General features: G+C 66.9%; 13 protein-coding genes and 1 tRNA gene. 12 read left to right on the top strand and 2 right to left on the bottom strand.

All coding sequences use genetic code 11. The annotated features are described in order from the left end of the window. The first annotated feature begins 51 nt into the window (after positions 1–51). The 12 genes from recC (at position 52) to ACR9ZH_RS07370 (ending at position 16,978) form a co-directional block, all read left to right on the top strand. Positions 52–3,474, top strand: a complete 3,423-nt coding sequence (gene recC, locus ACR9ZH_RS07425) for an exodeoxyribonuclease V subunit gamma (RefSeq protein WP_481290161.1) — start codon at positions 52–54, stop codon at positions 3,472–3,474. Continuing rightward, positions 3,471–7,121 carry an exodeoxyribonuclease V subunit beta gene (gene recB, locus ACR9ZH_RS07420; protein WP_481290117.1) on the top strand — a complete coding sequence of 1,217 codons (3,651 nt, stop codon included), beginning with the start codon at positions 3,471–3,473 and terminating at the stop codon, positions 7,119–7,121. Before recC ends, recB begins: the two co-directional genes overlap by 4 nt. Continuing rightward, complete coding sequence (gene recD, locus ACR9ZH_RS07415) at positions 7,118–8,992, top strand: exodeoxyribonuclease V subunit alpha (protein ID WP_481290116.1); 1,875 nt, start codon at positions 7,118–7,120, stop codon at positions 8,990–8,992. The genes recB and recD overlap by 4 nt, the downstream gene beginning before the upstream one ends. 406 nt (positions 8,993–9,398) lie before the next feature. Then, positions 9,399–11,300 carry a threonine--tRNA ligase gene (thrS, locus tag ACR9ZH_RS07410; RefSeq protein ID WP_481290115.1) on the top strand — a complete coding sequence of 634 codons (1,902 nt, stop codon included), beginning with the start codon at positions 9,399–9,401 and terminating at the stop codon, positions 11,298–11,300. 45 nt (positions 11,301–11,345) lie between these two features. Continuing rightward, the gene (infC, locus tag ACR9ZH_RS07405) at positions 11,346–11,873 is read left to right on the top strand and encodes a translation initiation factor IF-3 (protein ID WP_481290160.1); all 528 of its coding nucleotides are present in this window, start codon (positions 11,346–11,348) and stop codon (positions 11,871–11,873) included. A gap of 261 nt (positions 11,874–12,134) precedes the next feature. Then, entirely contained in the window at positions 12,135–12,332 is a 198-nt protein-coding gene (gene rpmI, locus ACR9ZH_RS07400) for a 50S ribosomal protein L35 (protein WP_036114929.1), read from the top strand. Between the two features lie 14 nt (positions 12,333–12,346). Next, positions 12,347–12,706, top strand: coding sequence for a 50S ribosomal protein L20 (gene rplT / locus ACR9ZH_RS07395; protein WP_072322974.1), 360 nt, complete (start codon positions 12,347–12,349; stop codon positions 12,704–12,706). A gap of 107 nt (positions 12,707–12,813) precedes the next feature. Beyond that, complete coding sequence (gene pheS / locus ACR9ZH_RS07390; RefSeq protein ID WP_481290114.1) at positions 12,814–13,806, top strand: phenylalanine--tRNA ligase subunit alpha; 993 nt, start codon at positions 12,814–12,816, stop codon at positions 13,804–13,806. A 28-nt stretch (positions 13,807–13,834) separates the two neighbouring features. Then, positions 13,835–16,216 carry a phenylalanine--tRNA ligase subunit beta gene (pheT, locus tag ACR9ZH_RS07385; protein WP_481290113.1) on the top strand — a complete coding sequence of 794 codons (2,382 nt, stop codon included), beginning with the start codon at positions 13,835–13,837 and terminating at the stop codon, positions 16,214–16,216. Position 16,217: 1 nt separating this feature from the next. Further along, the gene (gene ihfA / locus ACR9ZH_RS07380; protein ID WP_036114917.1) at positions 16,218–16,517 is read left to right on the top strand and encodes an integration host factor subunit alpha; all 300 of its coding nucleotides are present in this window, start codon (positions 16,218–16,220) and stop codon (positions 16,515–16,517) included. Further along, complete coding sequence (locus ACR9ZH_RS07375; protein ID WP_036114913.1) at positions 16,498–16,854, top strand: MerR family transcriptional regulator; 357 nt, start codon at positions 16,498–16,500, stop codon at positions 16,852–16,854. The genes ihfA and ACR9ZH_RS07375 overlap by 20 nt, the downstream gene beginning before the upstream one ends. A 47-nt stretch (positions 16,855–16,901) precedes the next feature. Then, positions 16,902–16,978: transfer RNA gene (locus tag ACR9ZH_RS07370), tRNA-Pro, on the top strand. Between the two features lie 89 nt (positions 16,979–17,067). On the opposite strand, the gene ACR9ZH_RS07365 is transcribed toward ACR9ZH_RS07370, so the two are convergent. Both ACR9ZH_RS07365 and ACR9ZH_RS07360 read right to left on the bottom strand, forming a co-directional pair. Beyond that, positions 17,068–18,537, bottom strand: a complete 1,470-nt coding sequence (locus ACR9ZH_RS07365; protein WP_481290112.1) for a nitrilase-related carbon-nitrogen hydrolase — start codon at positions 18,535–18,537, stop codon at positions 17,068–17,070. Beyond that, the gene (locus ACR9ZH_RS07360; protein WP_481290111.1) at positions 18,521–19,102 is read right to left on the bottom strand and encodes a TetR/AcrR family transcriptional regulator; all 582 of its coding nucleotides are present in this window, start codon (positions 19,100–19,102) and stop codon (positions 18,521–18,523) included. The genes ACR9ZH_RS07365 and ACR9ZH_RS07360 overlap by 17 nt, the downstream gene beginning before the upstream one ends. Between the last annotated feature and the right edge of the window lie 13 nt (positions 19,103–19,115).

Raw genomic sequence — 19,115 nt, 5'->3', positions numbered from 1 at the left:
GGCGATGATCGCCATCGCACCTTTTCGCCCTGGAGCCGCCCGTTGAGCGACGTGGACGACATCGTGCCGGGCCTGATGGTCCTGCACGGCAACCGCCTCGAGGAACTGCGCGACGTGCTGGTCGGCTGGCTGGCCCGCACGCCGCTGCGTCCGCTCGAGGACGAGCGCGTGCTCGTGCAGTCGAACGGTATCGCCCAGTGGTTTCGCATGGCGCTCGCCCGCGGCAGCGATGAAGGCGGCCTGGGGATTGCCGCGGCGGTGGACGTGGAGCTGCCGGGCCGCTTCCTGTGGGAGGCGTATCGCGCCGTATTGGGCCGCGACGCGGTGCCGCCGGAATCGCCCTTCGACAAGTCGCGCCTGGTATGGCGCCTGATGCGCCTGCTGCCGGCTCTTTCGGGCGATTCCGGTTTCGAGTCGCTGGCGGCGTTCCTCGGTGACGGCGACGACGCGCGCAAATGCCATCAACTCGCTGAGCGCCTCGCCGACCTTTACGACCAGTACCAGGTGTATCGCGCCGACTGGCTCGACGACTGGGCGGAAGGGCGCGACGTGGTTCGCGACGCGCGCGGTGGCGCACCGGCGCTCCCGGCGGCCGACCGGTGGCAGGCGGCATTGTGGCGGCGCCTGCTGGCGGACGTGGGAGACGAAGAGGCCCGCGGCAACCGCGCCGCGGTGCACGAGCGCTTTCTTGCCGCCGTGTCCACCGCCACTGAACGCCCCAGGGCCCTGCCGCGGCGCATCGTGGTCTTCGGCATGTCGTCGCTGCCGCGACAGACGCTGGAAGCCCTCGCCGCACTCGGCCGCTGGTCGCAGGTGCTGCTCGTGGTCATGAATCCGTGCCGGCATTACTGGGCAGACATCGTCGACGACCGCGAACTGCTGCGTGCCGAGCGGCGTCGCCAGCAGGGCAAGCCGGGCATGCCAGCCCTGCCCTCGGACGAAGACCTTCACAGGTATGCCCATCCGCTACTGGCCGCCTGGGGCAAGCAGGGGCGCGACTATATCCGCCTGCTCGACGAATTCGACAACCCGGACGGCTATCGCGAGCGCTTCACCGCCTGGGACCAGCGCATCGACCTGTTCGCGGAACCGCGCACCGACACGCTGCTTGGCCAGGTGCAGGCAGCCATCCTGGATCTGGAACCGCTTCCCGCGGTGCCGCGCCTGCTGGAAGCGGGCGACACGTCCATCGCCTTCCATGTCACCCACGGTCCGCAGCGCGAAGTCGAGGTGCTGCACGACCAGTTGCTGGCACGTTTCGAGGAGGCATCGCGCAAGGGCGATCCGATCCTCCCGCGCGACGTCATCGTGATGGTCCCCGACATCGAGACGTACGGGCCGCATATCGATGCCGTCTTCGGCCGCGTGCCGCGCGACGATGCGCGCTTCATTCCGTACAGCATCGCCGATCGCACCGCGCGCGGTACCGCACCGATGGTGATGGCGCTGGACATGCTGCTGGCGCTGCCGGAATCGCGATTCGGCGTGGGCGACATGGCCGACCTGCTCGACGTGCCGGCGGTGCGTGAGCGATTCGGTCTCGGGGAGGACGATCTTCCGCTCCTGCATCGCTGGACCGAGGGCGCCGGCATCCGCTGGGGCCTGGACGCGGCCCAGCGCGCATCGCTGGGACTGCCGGCCCTGGAGCAGAACACGTGGATGTTCGGCCTGCGCCGGATGTTGCTTGGCTATGCCGCGGGGCAGGGCGAGGCATGGGGCGACATCGAGCCTTACGGCGAAGTAGGCGGCCTTGACGCGCGCCTGGTGGGGCCGCTGGCAGACCTCCTCGCTGCCCTGGGCAAGCACTGGCGTCACCTGGCTACTCCGGCGTCGCCCGCCCTGTGGGGCGAGCGCCTGCGTGCGCTGCTGCGCGACCTGTTCGCGCCATCGGAGCCCGACGACCGCATCCTGCATGAGCGCTTGATGGATGCCTTGGAAACCTGGGAGCGAGCCTGCGCGGAAGCCTCGTTCGAGCAGCCCCTGCCGGTGGAGGTGGTACGCGAAGCCTGGCTGGCGCCCTTCGACGAGGGCGGCCTCTCCAAGCGCTTCCTCGCCGGTGCGGTGAGCTTCGGCACGCTGATGCCGATGCGTGCCATCCCGTTCCGCGTCGTCTGCCTGCTGGGCATGAATGACGGCGATTACCCGCGCGCGCGGCCACCGATGGATTTCGACCTGATGGCGCGTAACGGTGCATGGCGGCCGGGCGATCGCTCGCGCCGCGAAGACGATCGCTACCTGTTCCTCGAGGCGTTGCTCTCGGCACGCGATGCCCTGCATGTCGGCTGGGTGGGGCGCAGCGCGCGCGACAACGCCGAGCTCGCACCCTCGGTGCTGGTAGGCCAGCTGCGCGATTACCTCGCGGCCGGCTGGCGAACCGCAGGGGACGACGACGTGTTGGCGGCCCTGACGGTGACCCATCCGCTGCAGCCTTTCAGCCGCGCGTATTTCCAGCAGGGCGACGCGCGTCTCTTCACTTACGCGGGCGAATGGCGCGTGGCCCACGAGGCGCGCGACGAATACCGTGACGCCGCGCTCGAGCCGCTGCTCGTGGAGCGGCCTGTCCCGATCGCCACCTTGCGCCGCTTCCTGCGTCATCCCGTGCGCGAGTTCTTCAATACCCGCCTTGGCGTGCGCTTCGATGCGGCGGAAGCCGCGAGCGAAGACAATGAACCCTTCTCCCTTGGCGGCCTCGACCGTTATGGGATGATCGACGCGCTATTGCATGCGGCACTTCGCGAGGAAGGCCGCGACCCTGCTCATGCCATCGAAAGGGCTAGCGCACGCCTGCAGCGCAGCGGTGTCCTGCCGATGGGTGGCTTCGCCGGCATGGCGCGGCGCACGCTGGAAGAAGGCGCGCTCGCCGTGCATGCCCGCTATGCGGCGGAATGCGCACGCTGGCCGCTGGACGCGGGCAAGCGCGAACTGAGCGTGTCGGCAGACGGGCTGGTCATCGAGGACTGGCTGGCGGGGCTGCGCATGAATGGCGAAGGACACCTGGTGTCGTTGCGCGCATCCCCCACCGCCGTCATCGACAAGGAAGGACGGCCTGTGGCGCGTCGGCTCGTCGAAGCGTGGGTCGAACATCTCGTTGCGCAGGCGGCGGGGATCGCCGTGGAAACCCGCTACGTGGGGCCTGACGGCACCATCGTCATGCCGCCGCTGGGTACCGATGTGGCCCAGGGCTATCTGCTGCACGTGGTACGGATGTGGCGCGAGGGCATGCGCCGTCCGCTCCCGATCGCCTTGCGCACGGCGCTCGCCTGGCTCGGGGAAGGCGAAGACAAGGCGGAAACGGCGGCCCGCGCAGCTTACGGGCCCACGGCGCCAGGCACCCGCGCGCCTGGCGAAGTGGATAACGACGCCTATCTTCGCAGGGCGTTTCCGCAGTTCGGTGCGTTGATGGCCAGCGGCTTCGTCGACTGGCTGCCCGCCTATGCCGATTTCCTCGGCGCGCTGCGCGTGGAGGCGGCATGAGTCCTTCTGTCGCACCGCTGCAACCGGCGTCCATGCCCCTGGATGGCGTGCGTCTCATCGAGGCGAGCGCCGGTACCGGCAAGACCTGGACCATTGCCGCGCTCTACGTGCGCGCCGTGCTCGGCCATGGCCTGGCGCAGCCGTTGCTGCCGCCGCAGTTGCTCGTGGTCACCTTCACCGAAGCGGCTACGCAGGAACTGCGCGAACGCATCCGCGCGCGGCTCGTCGAGGCGTCCAGCGCCTTCCGTGCATCCGCCTCGGCGGAACCTTTCCTCGCGGAACTGATCGCCACCTATCCGGCGGACGCCCATCCCGCCTGTGCGCGCCGCCTCGAGCTGGCGGCGCAATGGATGGACGAAGCCGCCATCTTCACCATCCACGGCTGGAGCCAGCGCATGCTCACGCAGCATGCCTTCGGCAGCGGCCACGCCTTCGCGCTCACGCTGGAGCCGGACGAGAACGAGTTGCTTGCCGATTGCGTGCGCGACTACTGGCGCCAGGCGTTCTATCCGCTATCGCCACGTCAGGCAGAAGCCGTTCTCGAGGAATGGCATTCGCCGGACGATCTGCTGCGCTCGCTGAAGCCGTTGTTTTACGGCGGGGAGGTGACCTTGCGGGTCGAGGGACAGATCCTCGATGCCGTGACCGATCCGCGCTCCCTGCTCGCAGCGCGCGAAGCCTGGGAGGCGGAGAACGAGCGCCTGCGTGCCGAGGCCGCCTCGGCGTGGCGTGCCGACGTGGACCGGATCGAAGCCCTGCTCACGGATGCGTCGACGTCCAAGGTACTCAATAACAATCGTTATCGCCCCGATCGCATGCCGGGCTATCTTGCTCCCCTGCGCCGGTGGGCGTTGGGTGGCGAAGCGACCGACGAGGAGCTTCAGCGCTTCACGGCGACGCGGCTTGGCGAGGCTACCTGCAAGGGCAAGTCACGACCCGAACATCCGGCCTTCGCCGCACTAGATGCCTGGCAGTCGGGGAACGAAGGAAAGGTGGAAATCCGCCATGCGCTGCTGGCCGATGCGCTGACCCGCGTGCGCGAACGCTTCGCCATGCTGAAGCGCAAGCGCGCGCAGATCGGTTTCGACGATCTGCTGCAGCGCCTGGACGCAGCGCTGCACGGCCCGGCAGGCGACCTGCTGGCGGAGACCATCCGCAGGCAGTTCCCACTGGCGTTGATCGACGAGTTCCAGGACACCGATCCCGTCCAGTACCGCATCTTCAGCCGCGTCTACGCCGACGCGGCCGATGTGGGTCTATTGTTGATCGGCGATCCGAAACAGGCGATCTATGCTTTCCGCGGCGCGGATATCCACACGTATCTCGCGGCACGGGCGCAAGCCAGGGCCCCGCATTACAGCCTGGAGACCAACTTCCGTTCCACCCAGGCCATGGTGGAAGCGGTGAACGCCGTGTTCCTGCACGGCGAACGGCATCCCCATGGCGCGTTCCATTTCCCCCAGCGCAGTCTTCCCTTCGCTGCCGTGGGAGCAAAGGGGAGGGTGGAGCGCTTCGTGATCGATCGCCAGGAACAGCCTGCGCTGCGCCTCTGGCTGCTCGACGACGAGGTGCCAGTCGGTGTGCGTCACTATCGCGAACAGATGGCGGAAGCCTGTGCCAGCGAGATCGTGCGCCTGCTCGATGGCGCGACGCGGGGCGATAGCGGATTCGTGGATGGCGACGATCGCTTCGTTCCGCTGAAGCCGGCCGATATCGCCATACTGGTCCGGAGCCGGACCGAGGCCATACAGGTGCGGGCATCGTTGGCCTCGCGGCATGTGCGCAGCGTCTTCCTTTCCGACCGCGACTCCGTGCTCGAGAGCATCGAGGCCGGCGACGTACTGGCGTGGCTTCGCGCGGTGGCATCGCCCGCTTCCGATATCGCGATGCGAGCCGCCCTCGCGACGCGAACGCTCGACCTCGGCTATGCCGAACTCGAACGGCTGAATGTGGACGAAGCGCATTGGGAGCGACGTGGCGAGCTGTTCGTCGCATTGCGCCACGTGTGGCAACGCTCGGGCGTGCTCGCGATGCTGCACTCGCTGCTGCATCGCTTCGACCTGCCTGCGCGACTTCTTGGTCGTGCGGGCGGCGAGCGCGCGCTCACCAATGTGCTCCACCTGGCCGAACTGCTGCAGCATGCTGCGTCCACTCTCGACGGTGAACAGGCGCTCATCCGCCACCTCGCCGAACGCATCGCGGACACCGCGAGTCATCATGGCGACGACCAGCTGGTGCGTCTGGAAAGCGACGAGGATGTCGTGAAGGTGGTGACCATCCACAAATCCAAGGGCCTCGAATACCCCGTGGTGTTCCTGCCCTTCGTCTGCGCCAGTGGCGGCACCCATCCCGGGCAGGCGACGTACCGCTACCACGATGGCGCGGGGACCCAGCTGGAACTGGTGAGCAAATCCAGGGGCGGCGAGGCGTCCGAACGCGCCAAGGAGGCAGCCGACCTGGCGGAACTCCAGGAAGACCTGCGCCTGCTCTACGTGGCCATGACCCGTGCACGGCATGCCTGCTACGTCGGCGTGGCGCCCGTCTGCCACAATAACTCGCGTACCCCTCAGGTGCATCGCAGCGCCTTCGGCCACCTGCTGGGGGGCGGCAGTGAGATCGCCAACGGAGCGATCGCGGGCCTGCTTCGCGAACTCGCGAACGGCGTGCCCTCGATCCGCGTGGAATACATGCCGCCGCCCGACGAGCGCCGTTACGCCCCGGCCGAACAGGAAGTGGCGCCACGGCCTGCGCGCGAGCCTGCGATCGCCCCGGCGAAGCCCTGGCGTATCGCGAGCTATAGCGGCCTGCGTTATGCCGAGGATATCGCGGCGCCAGAAACGGCCACCGACGACGTCATCGTCGAATACGCGACCGAGCCTGTCGTGCCATCGCCGCAGGTGAGCGGCATCCATGCGTTCCCGCGCGGCGCCGAAGCCGGCACGTTCCTGCACGACCTGCTCGAATGGATCGCGGAGGAAGGCTTTGCGACCATCGCGGACGACCGCGAGCGCCTGCGCGACATGGTCGCGCGCCGTTGTGGGCGGCGGCCCGGCTGGACTGCCTTCATCGATCTCCTCACGGACTGGCTGCTCGTGTTGCTGCGCACGCCTATGCCCTTGCCCGATGCCGGACAGGTGGCGCTCACGGACGTGGACGATGCCACGCGATACCGCGCAGAGCTTGAGTTCCTGTTCGAGTCGCGGGACGTGGACACGCTGGCGCTCGATCGCATCGTCCGCGAACACACGCTCGGGGCCGCGAAGCGCCCGCATCTGGCGGCGGATACCATCAATGGCATGCTCAAGGGCTTCATCGACCTGATCGTGGAGCACGACGGGCGCTGGTATGTCGTCGATTACAAGTCGAATTGGCTAGGCGAGGAGGAGCGCGCCTATACGCCCGACGCCATGCGGCAGTCGATCCTCGAGGCACGTTACGAACTCCAATACGCGCTGTATCTCCTGGCGCTGCACCGGCACCTGCGTAGCCGGCTCGGTGACGCCTACGACTATGACACCCATGTGGGCGGCGCCGTCTATCTCTTCCTGCGCGGTGTCGACGGCCGCGGCCACGGTGTGCACGGGGAGCGGCCGCCGAAGGCGATGATCGAGGCCATGGACGCCTTGTTCGAAGGAGCCGCCGCATGATCGCCGACAGCGCCGCCTGGCTTGACCAGGCTCTCGCAGATGCCCGCATCGAGGCGGTCGACCGCGCATTTGCCCGCTTCCTGCGCGAATTGGATCCGGCGGTGGACGCACGTGTGCAGATCGCTGCCGCGCTTTTGAGTCATGAACTCGGCGACGGGCATATCTGCATGCCCCTGGAAGCGCTGCGCGAGCGCGAGCCCGGTCTCGGCGATCCGATGACTTTCCTTTCCGTATCAAAGGTGGTGGCGGATCCCGCTGGAGACCCCGCCGCGCCGCTCGTCCTCGAGCACGGATTGCTCTACATGCGCCGCTTCTGGCGCGACGAGGCGCGCGTGGCCGAGGCCATCCGCGGGCGGATGGGCGATCGCGAAGCCGGCGCCGGCCTCCGTGCCGAGCTCGACCGCCTTTTCCCGCCGGATGGCTCCCGCCCGAACTGGCAGAAGATCGCCTGCGCCCTCGCTGCGCGTTCCGGTTTTGCCGTCATTACGGGTGGGCCTGGCACTGGCAAGACGACCACCGTCGTGCGCCTGCTCGGTCTTTTGCAGACCCTGGCGTTGCGCGATGGCGGAAGCCGCCTGCGCATCCGCCTTGCCGCGCCGACGGGCAAGGCGGCCGCTCGCCTCAATGCGTCCATCGCGGGGCAGGTGGCGCAGCTTCAGATCGACCCTGCGGTGAAGCAGGCGATCCCCGCGGAAGTGACCACGCTGCACCGGCTGCTCGGTACCCGCCCGGATTCGCGCAGCTTCCGGCATAACGCGGAGAATCCGCTCCATCTCGACGTCCTCGTGATCGACGAAGCGTCGATGATCGATCTCGAAATGATGGCGGCAACACTCGAGGCCCTGCCGCCCAGTGCGCGCCTCGTGCTGCTGGGCGACAAGGACCAGCTGTCGTCGGTGGAGGCCGGTGCGGTCCTAGGCGATCTTTGCGCGCGTGCGGACGCCGGTCACTACGACCTGTCTACGCGCGACTGGGTCCGTGCCGTCTGCGGCGAAGACGTCACGCCCTGGACGGACGGTGGCGATGCCGCAACCCTGGACCAGCATGTGGCGATGCTGCGCCTGAGCCGCCGTTTTGGCAGCGACAGCGGTATCGGCGCGCTGGCCGCGGCGATCAACGAGGGAGACGCCAGCCGCGCATGTGCGGTGTTCGACCTGTTCGACGATGTGGCGCTCGGTACCCCGTCGCCGGCTGCCATCGCCAGGCTGGCCATCGAAGGCCGCGACGGCGCTCCGGGGTATCGTCATTACCTTGACTGGATCGAACGCGAACGTCCGCCCGTCGGAGCCGACGACGCGGCCATCGCCGCGTGGGGCCGCGGCGCCCTGCGAGCCTACGCGGGCTTTCAGCTGCTCTGTGCCACGCGCCTGGGCGAGCACGGCGTGCTCGGGCAGAACGCGCGCATCGCGCAGGGCCTGCTCGACCGGGGACTGATAGACGCGACCGGCGGCTGGTACGAAGGGCGCCCGGTGATGCTCACGCGCAACGACTACACCCTTGGCCTCATGAATGGCGACGTGGGCATAACCTTGTGGGTGCCGGATGGGGAGGGTGGCATGGCGCTCCGTGTCGCCTTCGCGGTGATGGACGAACGCGGTGGCGAACGCATCCGCTTCATCGTGCCGAGTCGTCTCGCGGCGGTGGAGACGGTGTTCGCAATGACGGTGCACAAGTCTCAGGGTTCGGAGTTCGAACATACGGCGCTTGCGCTGCCGCCCGAACCATCGCCCGTGTTGACGCGCGAATTGCTTTACACCGGCGTGACCCGCGCCCGTCGCTGGTTCACGCTCTTCGCATCGCCCGACATCTTGAGCCACGCCACGCAACGAAAGACCCAGCGCGCATCAGGCCTCCTGCGCCGCCTGCTGTAGCAGCGCGCCCGGCATGCGACAGCATTTCGGTCCCCCCTAGGCCGCTGTAGGAGCGCGCCTGCGCGCGACATCTTTTGAGGCCGCGACTCGAAGCTGGCGCGCCAGCTTCAGGACTGGGGCGAAAACCTGTCGCGCGCAGGCGCGCTCCTACATTGGGCGACGGCTAGCGGACGGCAAACCCATCGGGAAAGTGGGTCGCCCAGAGACCGAAACGGATGCCCCCGATTGACACGGCAGCGACCCTGATCTAGTTTTCGCCAGATATCCATGCAACGAAGGTGGCCCGCGGCAACGCCGGCCGAGTGTGCGACATGCGGACTACGCGCTTCCCAACCTGAGCCCCCGCCACGTCTTCGTACCCCGAAGGGCGCCTGGCGCCCTTTTTGTTTGTCCGGAACCACCATCCATGATCCAGATCACGCTACCCGACGGCAGCCAGCGCCCGTTCGATCACCCGGTTTCCGTGCAGGACGTCGCCGCCTCCATCGGCGCCGGCCTGGCCAAGGCCACCCTTGCCGGCAAGGTGGACGGCAAGCTGGTGGACGCCAGCTACACCATCGACCGCGACGCGGCGCTTGAGATCGTTACCGAGAAGAGCCCCGAGGCGCTGGACATCCTCCGCCATTCCACCGCCCACCTGCTGGGCCAGGCCGTGCAGCGCTTGTTCCCCGGCGCGCAGGTCACCATCGGCCCCGTGGTGGAAAACGGCTTCTACTACGACTTCGCGTACGAGCGGCCCTTCACCCCGGACGATCTGGACGCCATCCAGGCCGAGATGGAGAAGATCGTGAAGGAGCAGATCCCGGTTACGCGCTCGGTGATGAGCCGCGACGAGGCGATCCGCTTCTTCCGGGGCATGGGCGAGGAATACAAGGCGCAGATCATCGAATCGATCCCGGCCAATGAGGAGCTTTCGCTCTATACGCAGGGGGAGTTCACCGACCTCTGCCGTGGCCCGCACGTGCCCAACACCGGCAAGCTGCGCGCCTTCAAGCTCATGAAGGTGGCCGGCGCCTACTGGCGCGGCGATTCGAACAACGAGATGCTCACGCGCATCTACGGCACCGCCTGGCTCAACGACAAGGATCTCAAGGCCTACCTGCTCCAGCTGGAGGAGGCCGAGAAGCGCGACCACCGCCGCATCGGCAAGCAGCTCGACCTGTTCCACCAGCAGGAAGAAGCACCGGGCATGGTGTTCTGGCACCCGAAGGGCTGGGCCATCTGGCAGGCCGTGGAGCAGTACGTCCGCGGCGTGTACCGCAAGAGCGGCTACCAAGAAGTGCGCGGCCCGCAGATCATGGACGTGAGCCTGTGGAAGAAGTCCGGCCACTGGGACAACTACCAGGAAAACATGTTCTTCACCGAGTCGGAGAAGCGCACCTATGCGCTCAAGCCGATGAACTGCCCGGGCCACGTGCAGATCTTCAACACCAGCCTGCACAGCTACCGCGACCTGCCGATCCGCTACGGCGAGTTCGGCGGCTGCCACCGCAACGAGCCCTCGGGCGCGCTGCACGGCATCATGCGCGTGCGCGCCTTCACCCAGGACGATGGCCACATCTTCTGCACCCCGGCCCAGATCGAAGAGGAGGTCGCCGCCTTCCACGCCCAGGCCATGAAGGTGTACGAGGACTTCGGCTTCAACGACATCGCGATGAAGATCGCCCTGCGCCCGGACAAGCGCATCGGTTCGGACGAGGTCTGGGACAAGGCCGAGCACGCCTTGCGGGCCGCCCTGTCCGCCGCCGGCGTCACCTGGGAGGAACTGCCGGGCGAGGGCGCCTTCTACGGCCCCAAGATCGAGTACCACATGAAGGATTCCATCGGCCGCGCCTGGCAGGTGGGCACGATGCAGGTGGATTTCATGATGCCCGAGCGCCTGGGTGCCGAGTACGTCGACGAGCACAGCCAGCGCCAGCATCCGGTGATGCTGCACCGGGCCATCGTGGGGTCCATGGAGCGCTTCATCGGCATCCTGATCGAGCACCACGCGGGCTTGCTTCCCACCTGGCTTGCCCCCATTCAGGCCGTGGCGTTCAGCATCACCGACGCTCAGGCCGATTACGTGCGTGAAATCGTGCAAGCCCTTGTCGGACAAGGCTTCAGGGTGGCCGCCGATTTGCGCAATGAAAAGGTCGGATATAAAATCCGCGAGCATACGTTGCAGAAGGTCCCCTATCTCATCGTGGTCGGCGACCGCGAGCGGGAAACAGGTACCATCTCCGTACGTACCCGTGGAGGCGACGACCTGGGCAGCATGCCGCTGGCACAGTTCGTCCAACGCTTGGAAGCCGAGACCCGCCGATAAGGCTGCGGGTCCGGTATTGGGATCATTCTTCTGGAGGATAGCGGTATCGCTACGACCGAAAACAAGGGCAATCGCAAGAACAACGAGATCCGCGTCCCGCGGGTCCGGGTGCTTGGCGTCGAAGGTGAGCAGCTGGGCATCATGGAAACCCGTGACGCCATCCGCGCCGCCGAAGACCTCGGCATGGACCTCGTCGAAATCCAGCCGAACGGCGATCCGCCGGTCTGCCGCATCATGGACTACGGCAAGTTCAAGTTCGAAGCCCAGAAGAAGGCCCAGGCCGCCAAGAAGAAGCAGAAGCAGGTCGAGATCAAGGAAGTGAAGTTCCGTCCGGTCACGGACGTGGGCGACTACGACATCAAGCTGCGCAAGATGCGCGAGTTCCTCGAGGAAGGCGACAAGGTCAAGGTCACGATCCGTTTCCGCGGCCGCGAGATGTCCCACCAGGACCTCGGCCAGAACCTGGCCCGGAAGATCCAGACCGATATCGGCGAAGAGGGCGTGGTCGAGCAGTTCCCCCGCCTGGAAGGCCGCCAGATGGTCATGATGATCGGACCGAAGAAGAAGGTCTGATCGCCTAGGCTCCTTGTAGGAGCGCGCCCTGCGCGCGACATGTTTTGAGGCCAAGCCCCGGAGCTGGCGCGCCACCTAGAAGACTGGCGCGAAAGTCTGTCGCGCGCAGGCGCGCTCCTACACACCGTCTTAAGATTCGTGTATCATCGCCGGCTCGGTCCGAATGGATGGGCCGAACCACCGTACCCGGCAGGAAGGAAAGTGCAGGCCCTTCAAGGCCTTGCCGCCGGATCAGTCAGCAACCGAATACGGAGCATTCCGATGCCCAAGATCAAGACCAACCGGGCGGCCGCGAAGCGTTTTCGCAAGACCGCATCCGGCAAGTTCAAGGCCGGTCACGCCTTCAAGTCGCACATCCTGACGAAGAAGTCGACCAAGCGTAAGCGCGGCCTGCGCGCTCCCAACCACGTCAAGGCGTGCGACACCAAGGGTGTGGCTCGCATGTTGCCGTATCTCTAAGGGAGGCTTGAACCATGGCTCGTGTTAAGCGTGGCGTTACCGCCCGTCGTCGTCACAAGAAGATCATCGGCCGTGCCAAGGGCTACTACAACGCCCGCCGCAAGGTTTTCCGCGTAGCTAACCAGGCCGTCATCAAGGCCGGTCAGTACGCCTACATCGGCCGCAAGCAGCGCAAGCGCCAGTTCCGCGCGCTGTGGATCGTCCGTATCAACGCTGCCGCCCGTCAGTTCGGTCTGTCGTACAGCCGCCTGATCAACGGTCTGGCCAAGGCCAACATCTCGGTCGACCGCAAGGTCCTCGCCGACCTGGCCGTGCACGACATCAAGGCGTTTGGCGCGATCGCAGAGAAGGCCAAGGCCAGTCTGGCTGCGTAATCCGCTGTACCACGCGCGGTAGCGATACCGCGCGATGATGGATAACGTGGGGAGAAGGCCTTGCCTTCTCCCCATTCTTTTTTCCGCCCAGGAAAATCGGAAACCTGATGGAATCGATCGAGCATATCGACGCGTCCCTGCGGGACATCGAAGCCGCTCCCACGCTCGAGGCGCTGGATGCCCTGCGCGTGGCCCTGCTGGGCAAGAACGGCGCGGTCACTGCCGCTCTCAAGGCCCTCGGCCAGCTCTCCGGCGACGAACGCAAGGCGCGTGGCGCCGAGGTCAATCGGGCCAAGGAGCGCCTCACCGATGCCATCGCGCTGCGCAGGCAGTCGCTGGAGCAGGCGGAACTGGACCGCCGCCTCGGCTCCGAGCGCATCGACGTGACCCTGCCGGGCCGCGATGGCGAATACGGCGGCATCCACCCGATCACCCGGGCGCTCGAACGCATCGCCGACATCTTCGGTCGCCTCGGCTACCAGCGTGCCGACGGTCCCGAAATCGAGGACGACTGGCACAACTTCGAGGCGCTGAATTTTCCGCCGCACCATCCGGCCCGTGCCATGCACGACACCTTTTACTTCGGTGACGGCCGCCTGCTGCGCACGCATACCTCGCCGGTACAGATCCGCTCGATGCAGGGCCGGCAGCCGCCGATCCGCATCATCGCGCCGGGCAAGGTCTACCGCAGCGATTCCGACCAGACCCACTCGCCGATGTTCCATCAGATCGAGGGGCTGCTGGTCGACGAGACCTCCAGCTTCGCCGACCTGAAGGGCACGCTGGCCGAGTTCGTGCGGGCGTTCTTCGAGCGCGATTTCGAAATGCGCTTCCGGCCCAGCTATTTCCCCTTCACCGAGCCTTCCGCCGAGGTCGACATCCGCTGGGATGCCGAGGACGGCAGCACGCGCTGGCTCGAAGTGCTCGGCTGCGGCATGGTCCACCCGACCGTGCTGTCCAATTGCGGCATCGACCCGGAGCGCTATACCGGCTTCGCCTTCGGCCTGGGCGTGGAGCGTTTCGCCATGCTCCGCTACGGCGTAAGCGACCTGCGCGCCTTCTTCGAGAACGACCTGCGCTTCCTGCGCCAGTTCGCCTGATCGATCCCAAGTTCAACGAGTCGCTCCCATGAAATTCTCCGAAAAATGGCTACGCGAACTGGTGACCATCGACGCCGATCGCGCGGCGCTGGTCCACGCGCTGACGATGTCGGGCCTGGAAGTCGAAGAGGTCACGCCCCTGGGCGAGGGCCTCGACGGCGTCGTGGTCGCCGAGATCGTGGAAGCCACGAAGCATCCCGAGGCTGACCGCCTCCAGGTCTGCACGGTGGACGCGGGGCAGGGCGAGCTCCTGCAGATCGTCTGCGGCGCACCCAACGCACGCGCCGGCATTCGCGTGCCGCTCGCCAAGGTCGGTGCCGTGTTGCCCGGCGGCATCCAGATCAAGGCGGCGAAGCTGCGTGGCGTCGAGTCGTCCGGCATGCTCTGCTCGGCGAAAGAGCTCGGCATCGATGCCGATGCCTCGGGACTGCTCGAACTGCCGGCCGATGCGCCCGTCGGCACGCCGCTGGCTGAATACCTCGGCCTGCCCGACGCCAGCATCGAGCTGAAGATCACCCCGAACCGCCCCGACGTGCTCGGACTGAACGGTCTCGCCCACGATGTGGCGGCGCTGTTCGGCAGCCGCGTCAAGCCGGTCGGCAGTACCGAAGCGCCGGTCGGCTCGAGTCTCTCGCGCTCCGTGCAACTCGAAGCCGGCGCGGACGCGCCGCGCTACCTCGGCCGCGTGATCGAGGGCGTCGACGCCACGGCACGCTCGCCGCTGTGGCTGGCCGAGCGCCTGCGCCGGTCGGGCATCCGCCCCATCAGTGCCATCGTCGACATCACCCAGTATGTGATGCTCGAGCTCGGCCATCCGCTGCACGCGTTCGACAACGACACGTTGTCCGGCAGCATCCGGGTCCGCCATGCGGGCGAGGGCGAGACGCTGAAGCTGCTCGACGGTAACGACGCGAAGCTCGATCCGTCCTTCGTCGTGATCGCCGACGAGGCGCGTCCGCTGGCCGTCGCCGGCGTCATGGGCGGCTTCGACTCTCGCGTGACCGACAACACCCGTAACGTATTCCTCGAAGCCGCCCACTTCGCACCGTCGGCGATCATGGGCCGTGCCCGCAAGCTTGGTTTGCACACCGATGCCTCCCACCGCTATGAGCGCGGCGTGGACCCGGCGCTGCCGGCGCGGGCCATGGAGCGGGCGACGGAACTGCTGCTGCAGATCGCCGGTGGCAAGGCCGGCCCGGTCACCGTGGCCGAGCGTCTGGAAGACCTGCGCGAGCACGCGCCGGTGCTGCTCCGCCATGCGCGTCTGCGCCGCGTGCTGGGCATCGAAGTGGCAGCCGCCGAAGTCAGCCGCATCTTCACCGCTCTCGGCATGGGCGTGGTCGAGGTTGCCGACGGATGGCAGATCACGCCGCCGAGCAGCCGCTTCGACATCGAACGCGAGGAGGACCTCATCGAGGAGGTCGCCCGCATCCATGGTTACGAGCGCATTCCGACCCACGTGCCGGCGGGCGAGATCGCCCTGCGCGCCGAGCCGGAAGCTCGCCTGACCGAGATGGCGTTGCGGGACCAGCTTGCTGCCCGCGGCTACTACGAGGCGGTGACCCTGTCCTTCGTCAGCGCCGACCTGCTGAAAACCTGGCAGCTGGAGCGCGACTGGGTGCCCCTGGCAAACCCGCTCTCCGCCGACCTGGCGGTCATGCGCACCTCGCTGCTGCCCGGCCTGGTCGAGGCGCTGCGCCATAACCGCGCCCGCCAGCAGGAGCGCGTGCGCCTGTTCGAAGTCGCGCGCAGCTTCCACGCTACGGGTGGCGCCCCGGACGAGGTCGGCCGCGTCGCCGTCGTCGCCTCGGGCGGCGCACGGGCGGAGCAGTGGGGCGAGGTGTCGCGCACGGTCGACTTCTTCGACCTCAAGGGCGATCTCGACGCCTTGATCGGCCATACCGGCGAACCGCAGCGCTGGTCGGTGGACGCCGAGGACCTGCCGTCCTGGCTCCACCCCGGACGCGGTGCCCGCGTGCTCCGCGACGGGCAGCCGGCCGGCTTCCTTGGCGCCCTGCACCCGGCGCTGGCCAAGTCGCTGGACCTCGGTCCCGATGTCCACGTGATGGAACTGGCCCTCGAGCCGATTCTCTCCCGGCGCCTGCCGAGCGCCGGCCGCGTCCCGCGTTTTCCTGCGGTACGCCGCGATATCGCGGTGGAGTTGCCGGAGGAGGTGACCTGGTCCGCCGTGGAAGCCGCCGTGCGCGGCGCGCTCGGCGACGTCCTCAAGGAGATCCGCCTGTTCGATCGCTACGCGGGCAAGGGCATCGATGAAGGGCGAAAGAGTCTCGCTATGGGCTTGATTTTACAGGACGCTTCACGCACCCTTACCGACGACGATGCCGACGCTCGCGTGGCAGACGCAGTGGGGGCATTGGAGAAATCATGCAAGGCGAGACTGCGAGGATAAGATGGCGCTGACCAAGGCGGAAATGGCCGAGCGGCTTTTCCTCGACGTGGGCCTCAACAAGCGCGAGGCCAAGGAATTCGTGGACGCGTATTTCGAGGTCGTGCGCGAGGCGCTGGAGCGAGGCGAGCAGGTGAAGCTGTCGGGCTTCGGCAATTTCGACCTGCGGCAGAAGAATCAGCGGCCCGGTCGCAATCCGAAGACCGGCGAAGAAATTCCCATCTCTGCCCGGCGGGTGGTCACCTTCCGTCCCGGCCAGAAACTCAAGGTAAGAGTCGAGGGCTATGCTGGATCCAGGGAATAACACCGAACTTCCCGCCATTCCGGCGAAGCGCTACTTCACCATCGGTGAGGTCAGCGAGCTTTGCGGCGTCAAGCCGCATGTCCTTCGCTACTGGGAGCAGGAGTTTCCCGCGCTCAAGCCCGTCAAGCGCCGCGGCAACCGCCGCTATTACCAGCGCCACGACGTGCTCATGATCCGCCAGATCCGTTCGTTGCTATACGACGAAGGGTTCACCATCACGGGTGCCCGCGCCCGCCTGGAAGGACCGCAGGCACGCATGGAAGCCAGCATGTCGCACCAGATCGTGCGCCAGGTTCGCCTGGAGCTCGAAGAAGTCCTGACCCTCCTTCGTCGCTGATCCGCCTTCCGCAGATCGCGGCGATGCTGTTACAATCGTTCGCTCGTCGGGGTGTAGCGCAGCCTGGTAGCGCACTACGCTGGGGGTGTAGTGGTCGCGAGTTCGAATCTCGCCACCCCGACCATTTTTCGGAAAAGCGTCCCATCGGGGCGCTTTTTTTATGGGCGGGCACTCCCTACCCGTCGTCCCCGCGCAGGCGGGGACCCCAGCGACTCATGCTTCGGTCGGGCGATAAGACACTGGATTCCCGCCTTCGCGGGAATGACGAGTGGTGGGGATCGCCGCAAGCCCTACGAGCACCAGCAGCCCCACCACATCCAGCCACGCGAACCAGTTGCCCCAGCGCGCATACAGCGTGCGCGTCTCGCGCAGCGGAAGGTTGCCGGCCAGTTCCGCGTCGCCCTGTTCGCTCGACACTTCCGCCATCACCCGGCCGCGGTCGTCGCTCAAGGTGAGGCGGCCGGAGCGGGCGGTCCGGGCGACGGCGAAACCGCCTTCGACGCCCCGCATGATCGCCATGCGACTGTGCAGCCAGCCATCCACCACGAAGTCCCATGCAGGCACCAGCAGCAGCTGAGTGTTCCGTTGCCCATAGGCGATGGCGACATCCTGGAAATCCATGTCCTTGCAGATGGCGAGGCCGATACGGGGCGTACCGTCCAGCACCTGGAATTCACTGCCCGGCGTGAACCTGTCTTCGAAACCGGGGATCAGGTGGTGCTTGTCGTACATGACGGGCGACGCCGCTCCTGGCTGGAACACCATCGCCATGTTGCGCTCGGCACCGGATTCGCCCTGGAAGTCCACGGCAATATTCAGGGTGATTCCTCGCTGCTGCGCGAACCCGGCGAAGGCCGGGATGGCGGCGGTCGTGGCGAACGTGCCCTCGGGAATCACGACCAGCTGTGCGCCCTGCGCGGCAAGCCGGTCCATCGCCGCCAGGTAACGGTCCTGGCGCGCCGTGCCTTCCGGCGAATCGACCGACACCAGCTTCCCTGTCTGTTCGAGCGAGACCAACCCGACGCGCACGCTTGAGGTGGCCGGCACATCGAGGCGCCAGAAACCGTAGGCGAGGACGAGCACGAGGGCCAGCCCCGAGGCGCCGAGCATCGCGATCCGGGTCCGGCGCGGGACGTCGACCGCAGCGAGCATGGCTACCGCGGTCACGGCCAGCATGAGCAGCGTACCGATACCCCAGATGCCCGTGACGGCGGCTACCTGGATCAGCGGCAGCGCGTTCGCCTGCGTATACCCGATATCGAAAAACGTGCCGTGCGGCGAAAGCAGGTTGTTGACGAAGGCCAGTGCGACCCAGGCGACCGGGACCGCGAGCAGTGCGGCAACAGGACGATGCCGCAGCAACAAGCACTTATGAAGCAGGATGCAGAGCGCGAACATGACTCCCGGCAAGACCATCGCGTAGATGACCGTGCCGAGCGGCAGGTGGATGTGGCTGTACATGTACGACCACAGGTTGCCCGAACCGATGGCCATCGCCAGGAAGGCGGCAGCGACGGCCCAAGCGGTCCGTACCCGGGACGTGAGCCACAGGACGGGAAGAGGCGCCAACCAGGTCGCCCACCACAAGGGATGGGTGCCGCTGCCGAACCACCAGCCGATGGCGGTCAGTGCGGCGGCAAGGGCCCAGGCCGGAATGACGGAACGTTCAAGTTGCGAAGGCATCGATCAGTCTTCCCGTGGAGGCGCGATAGAAAGTGCGGAAGCGCTCCTGGTCGTAACTGAAGCGACCCGCCCGGTACAGCGCGATGAGTCCATGGGCGTGCGCCCACAGGTCCATCGCAAGCTCCCATTCGTCGAGCGCGCGCAGCTTGCCCTGGGCCATGCCTTCCACGATCGCATCGGCGATCAGGTTCAGCGTGGGCGAGCGGCGCGCGCGGAAATCCTCGGGGAAGCGCCGGGCATCCTCGCGGGGTAGCCCGAACGCATGATCGAAAAGATGTGGATGAGCCAGGGCGTAATCGAGGTACGACTCCAGCATGGCCAGCAGGCGCCGCCGGGGATCGCGCTGGCGCGCATGTGCCTTCCAGGTGCGTGCCGCCTCTTCGAAGCTGTCGTTGGAAAGCCGCTCCAGCAGCGCCTCCCGGTTCGGAAAATGGCGGTAGATCGCCATGGCCGACAGGCCCACCTCGGCCGCGACCCGGCGCATCGTCACGGCCTCGGCGCCCTGCGCGTCGAAGAGGGCGTGGGCGGCGGCGAGGATCCGGCTGGCGGTGGTATCGGACGGCATGTTTACACTGTAA

This window comes from Luteibacter sp. SVR4-7G (genome assembly GCF_056755555.1).
This window is presented reverse-complemented; position numbering and strand designations above follow the sequence as displayed.

Coding starts and splice junctions, on each gene's coding strand:
- recB (WP_481290117.1), top strand. CDS start 3,471: ATGAGTCCTTCTGTCGCACCGCTGCAACCGGCGTCCATGCCCCTGGAT.
- recD (WP_481290116.1), top strand. CDS start 7,118: ATGATCGCCGACAGCGCCGCCTGGCTTGACCAGGCTCTCGCAGATGCC.
- thrS (WP_481290115.1), top strand. CDS start 9,399: ATGATCCAGATCACGCTACCCGACGGCAGCCAGCGCCCGTTCGATCAC.
- rpmI (WP_036114929.1), top strand. CDS start 12,135: ATGCCCAAGATCAAGACCAACCGGGCGGCCGCGAAGCGTTTTCGCAAG.
- rplT (WP_072322974.1), top strand. CDS start 12,347: ATGGCTCGTGTTAAGCGTGGCGTTACCGCCCGTCGTCGTCACAAGAAG.
- pheS (WP_481290114.1), top strand. CDS start 12,814: ATGGAATCGATCGAGCATATCGACGCGTCCCTGCGGGACATCGAAGCC.
- pheT (WP_481290113.1), top strand. CDS start 13,835: ATGAAATTCTCCGAAAAATGGCTACGCGAACTGGTGACCATCGACGCC.
- ihfA (WP_036114917.1), top strand. CDS start 16,218: ATGGCGCTGACCAAGGCGGAAATGGCCGAGCGGCTTTTCCTCGACGTG.
- ACR9ZH_RS07375 (WP_036114913.1), top strand. CDS start 16,498: ATGCTGGATCCAGGGAATAACACCGAACTTCCCGCCATTCCGGCGAAG.
- ACR9ZH_RS07365 (WP_481290112.1), bottom strand. CDS start 18,537: ATGCCTTCGCAACTTGAACGTTCCGTCATTCCGGCCTGGGCCCTTGCC.
- ACR9ZH_RS07360 (WP_481290111.1), bottom strand. CDS start 19,102: ATGCCGTCCGATACCACCGCCAGCCGGATCCTCGCCGCCGCCCACGCC.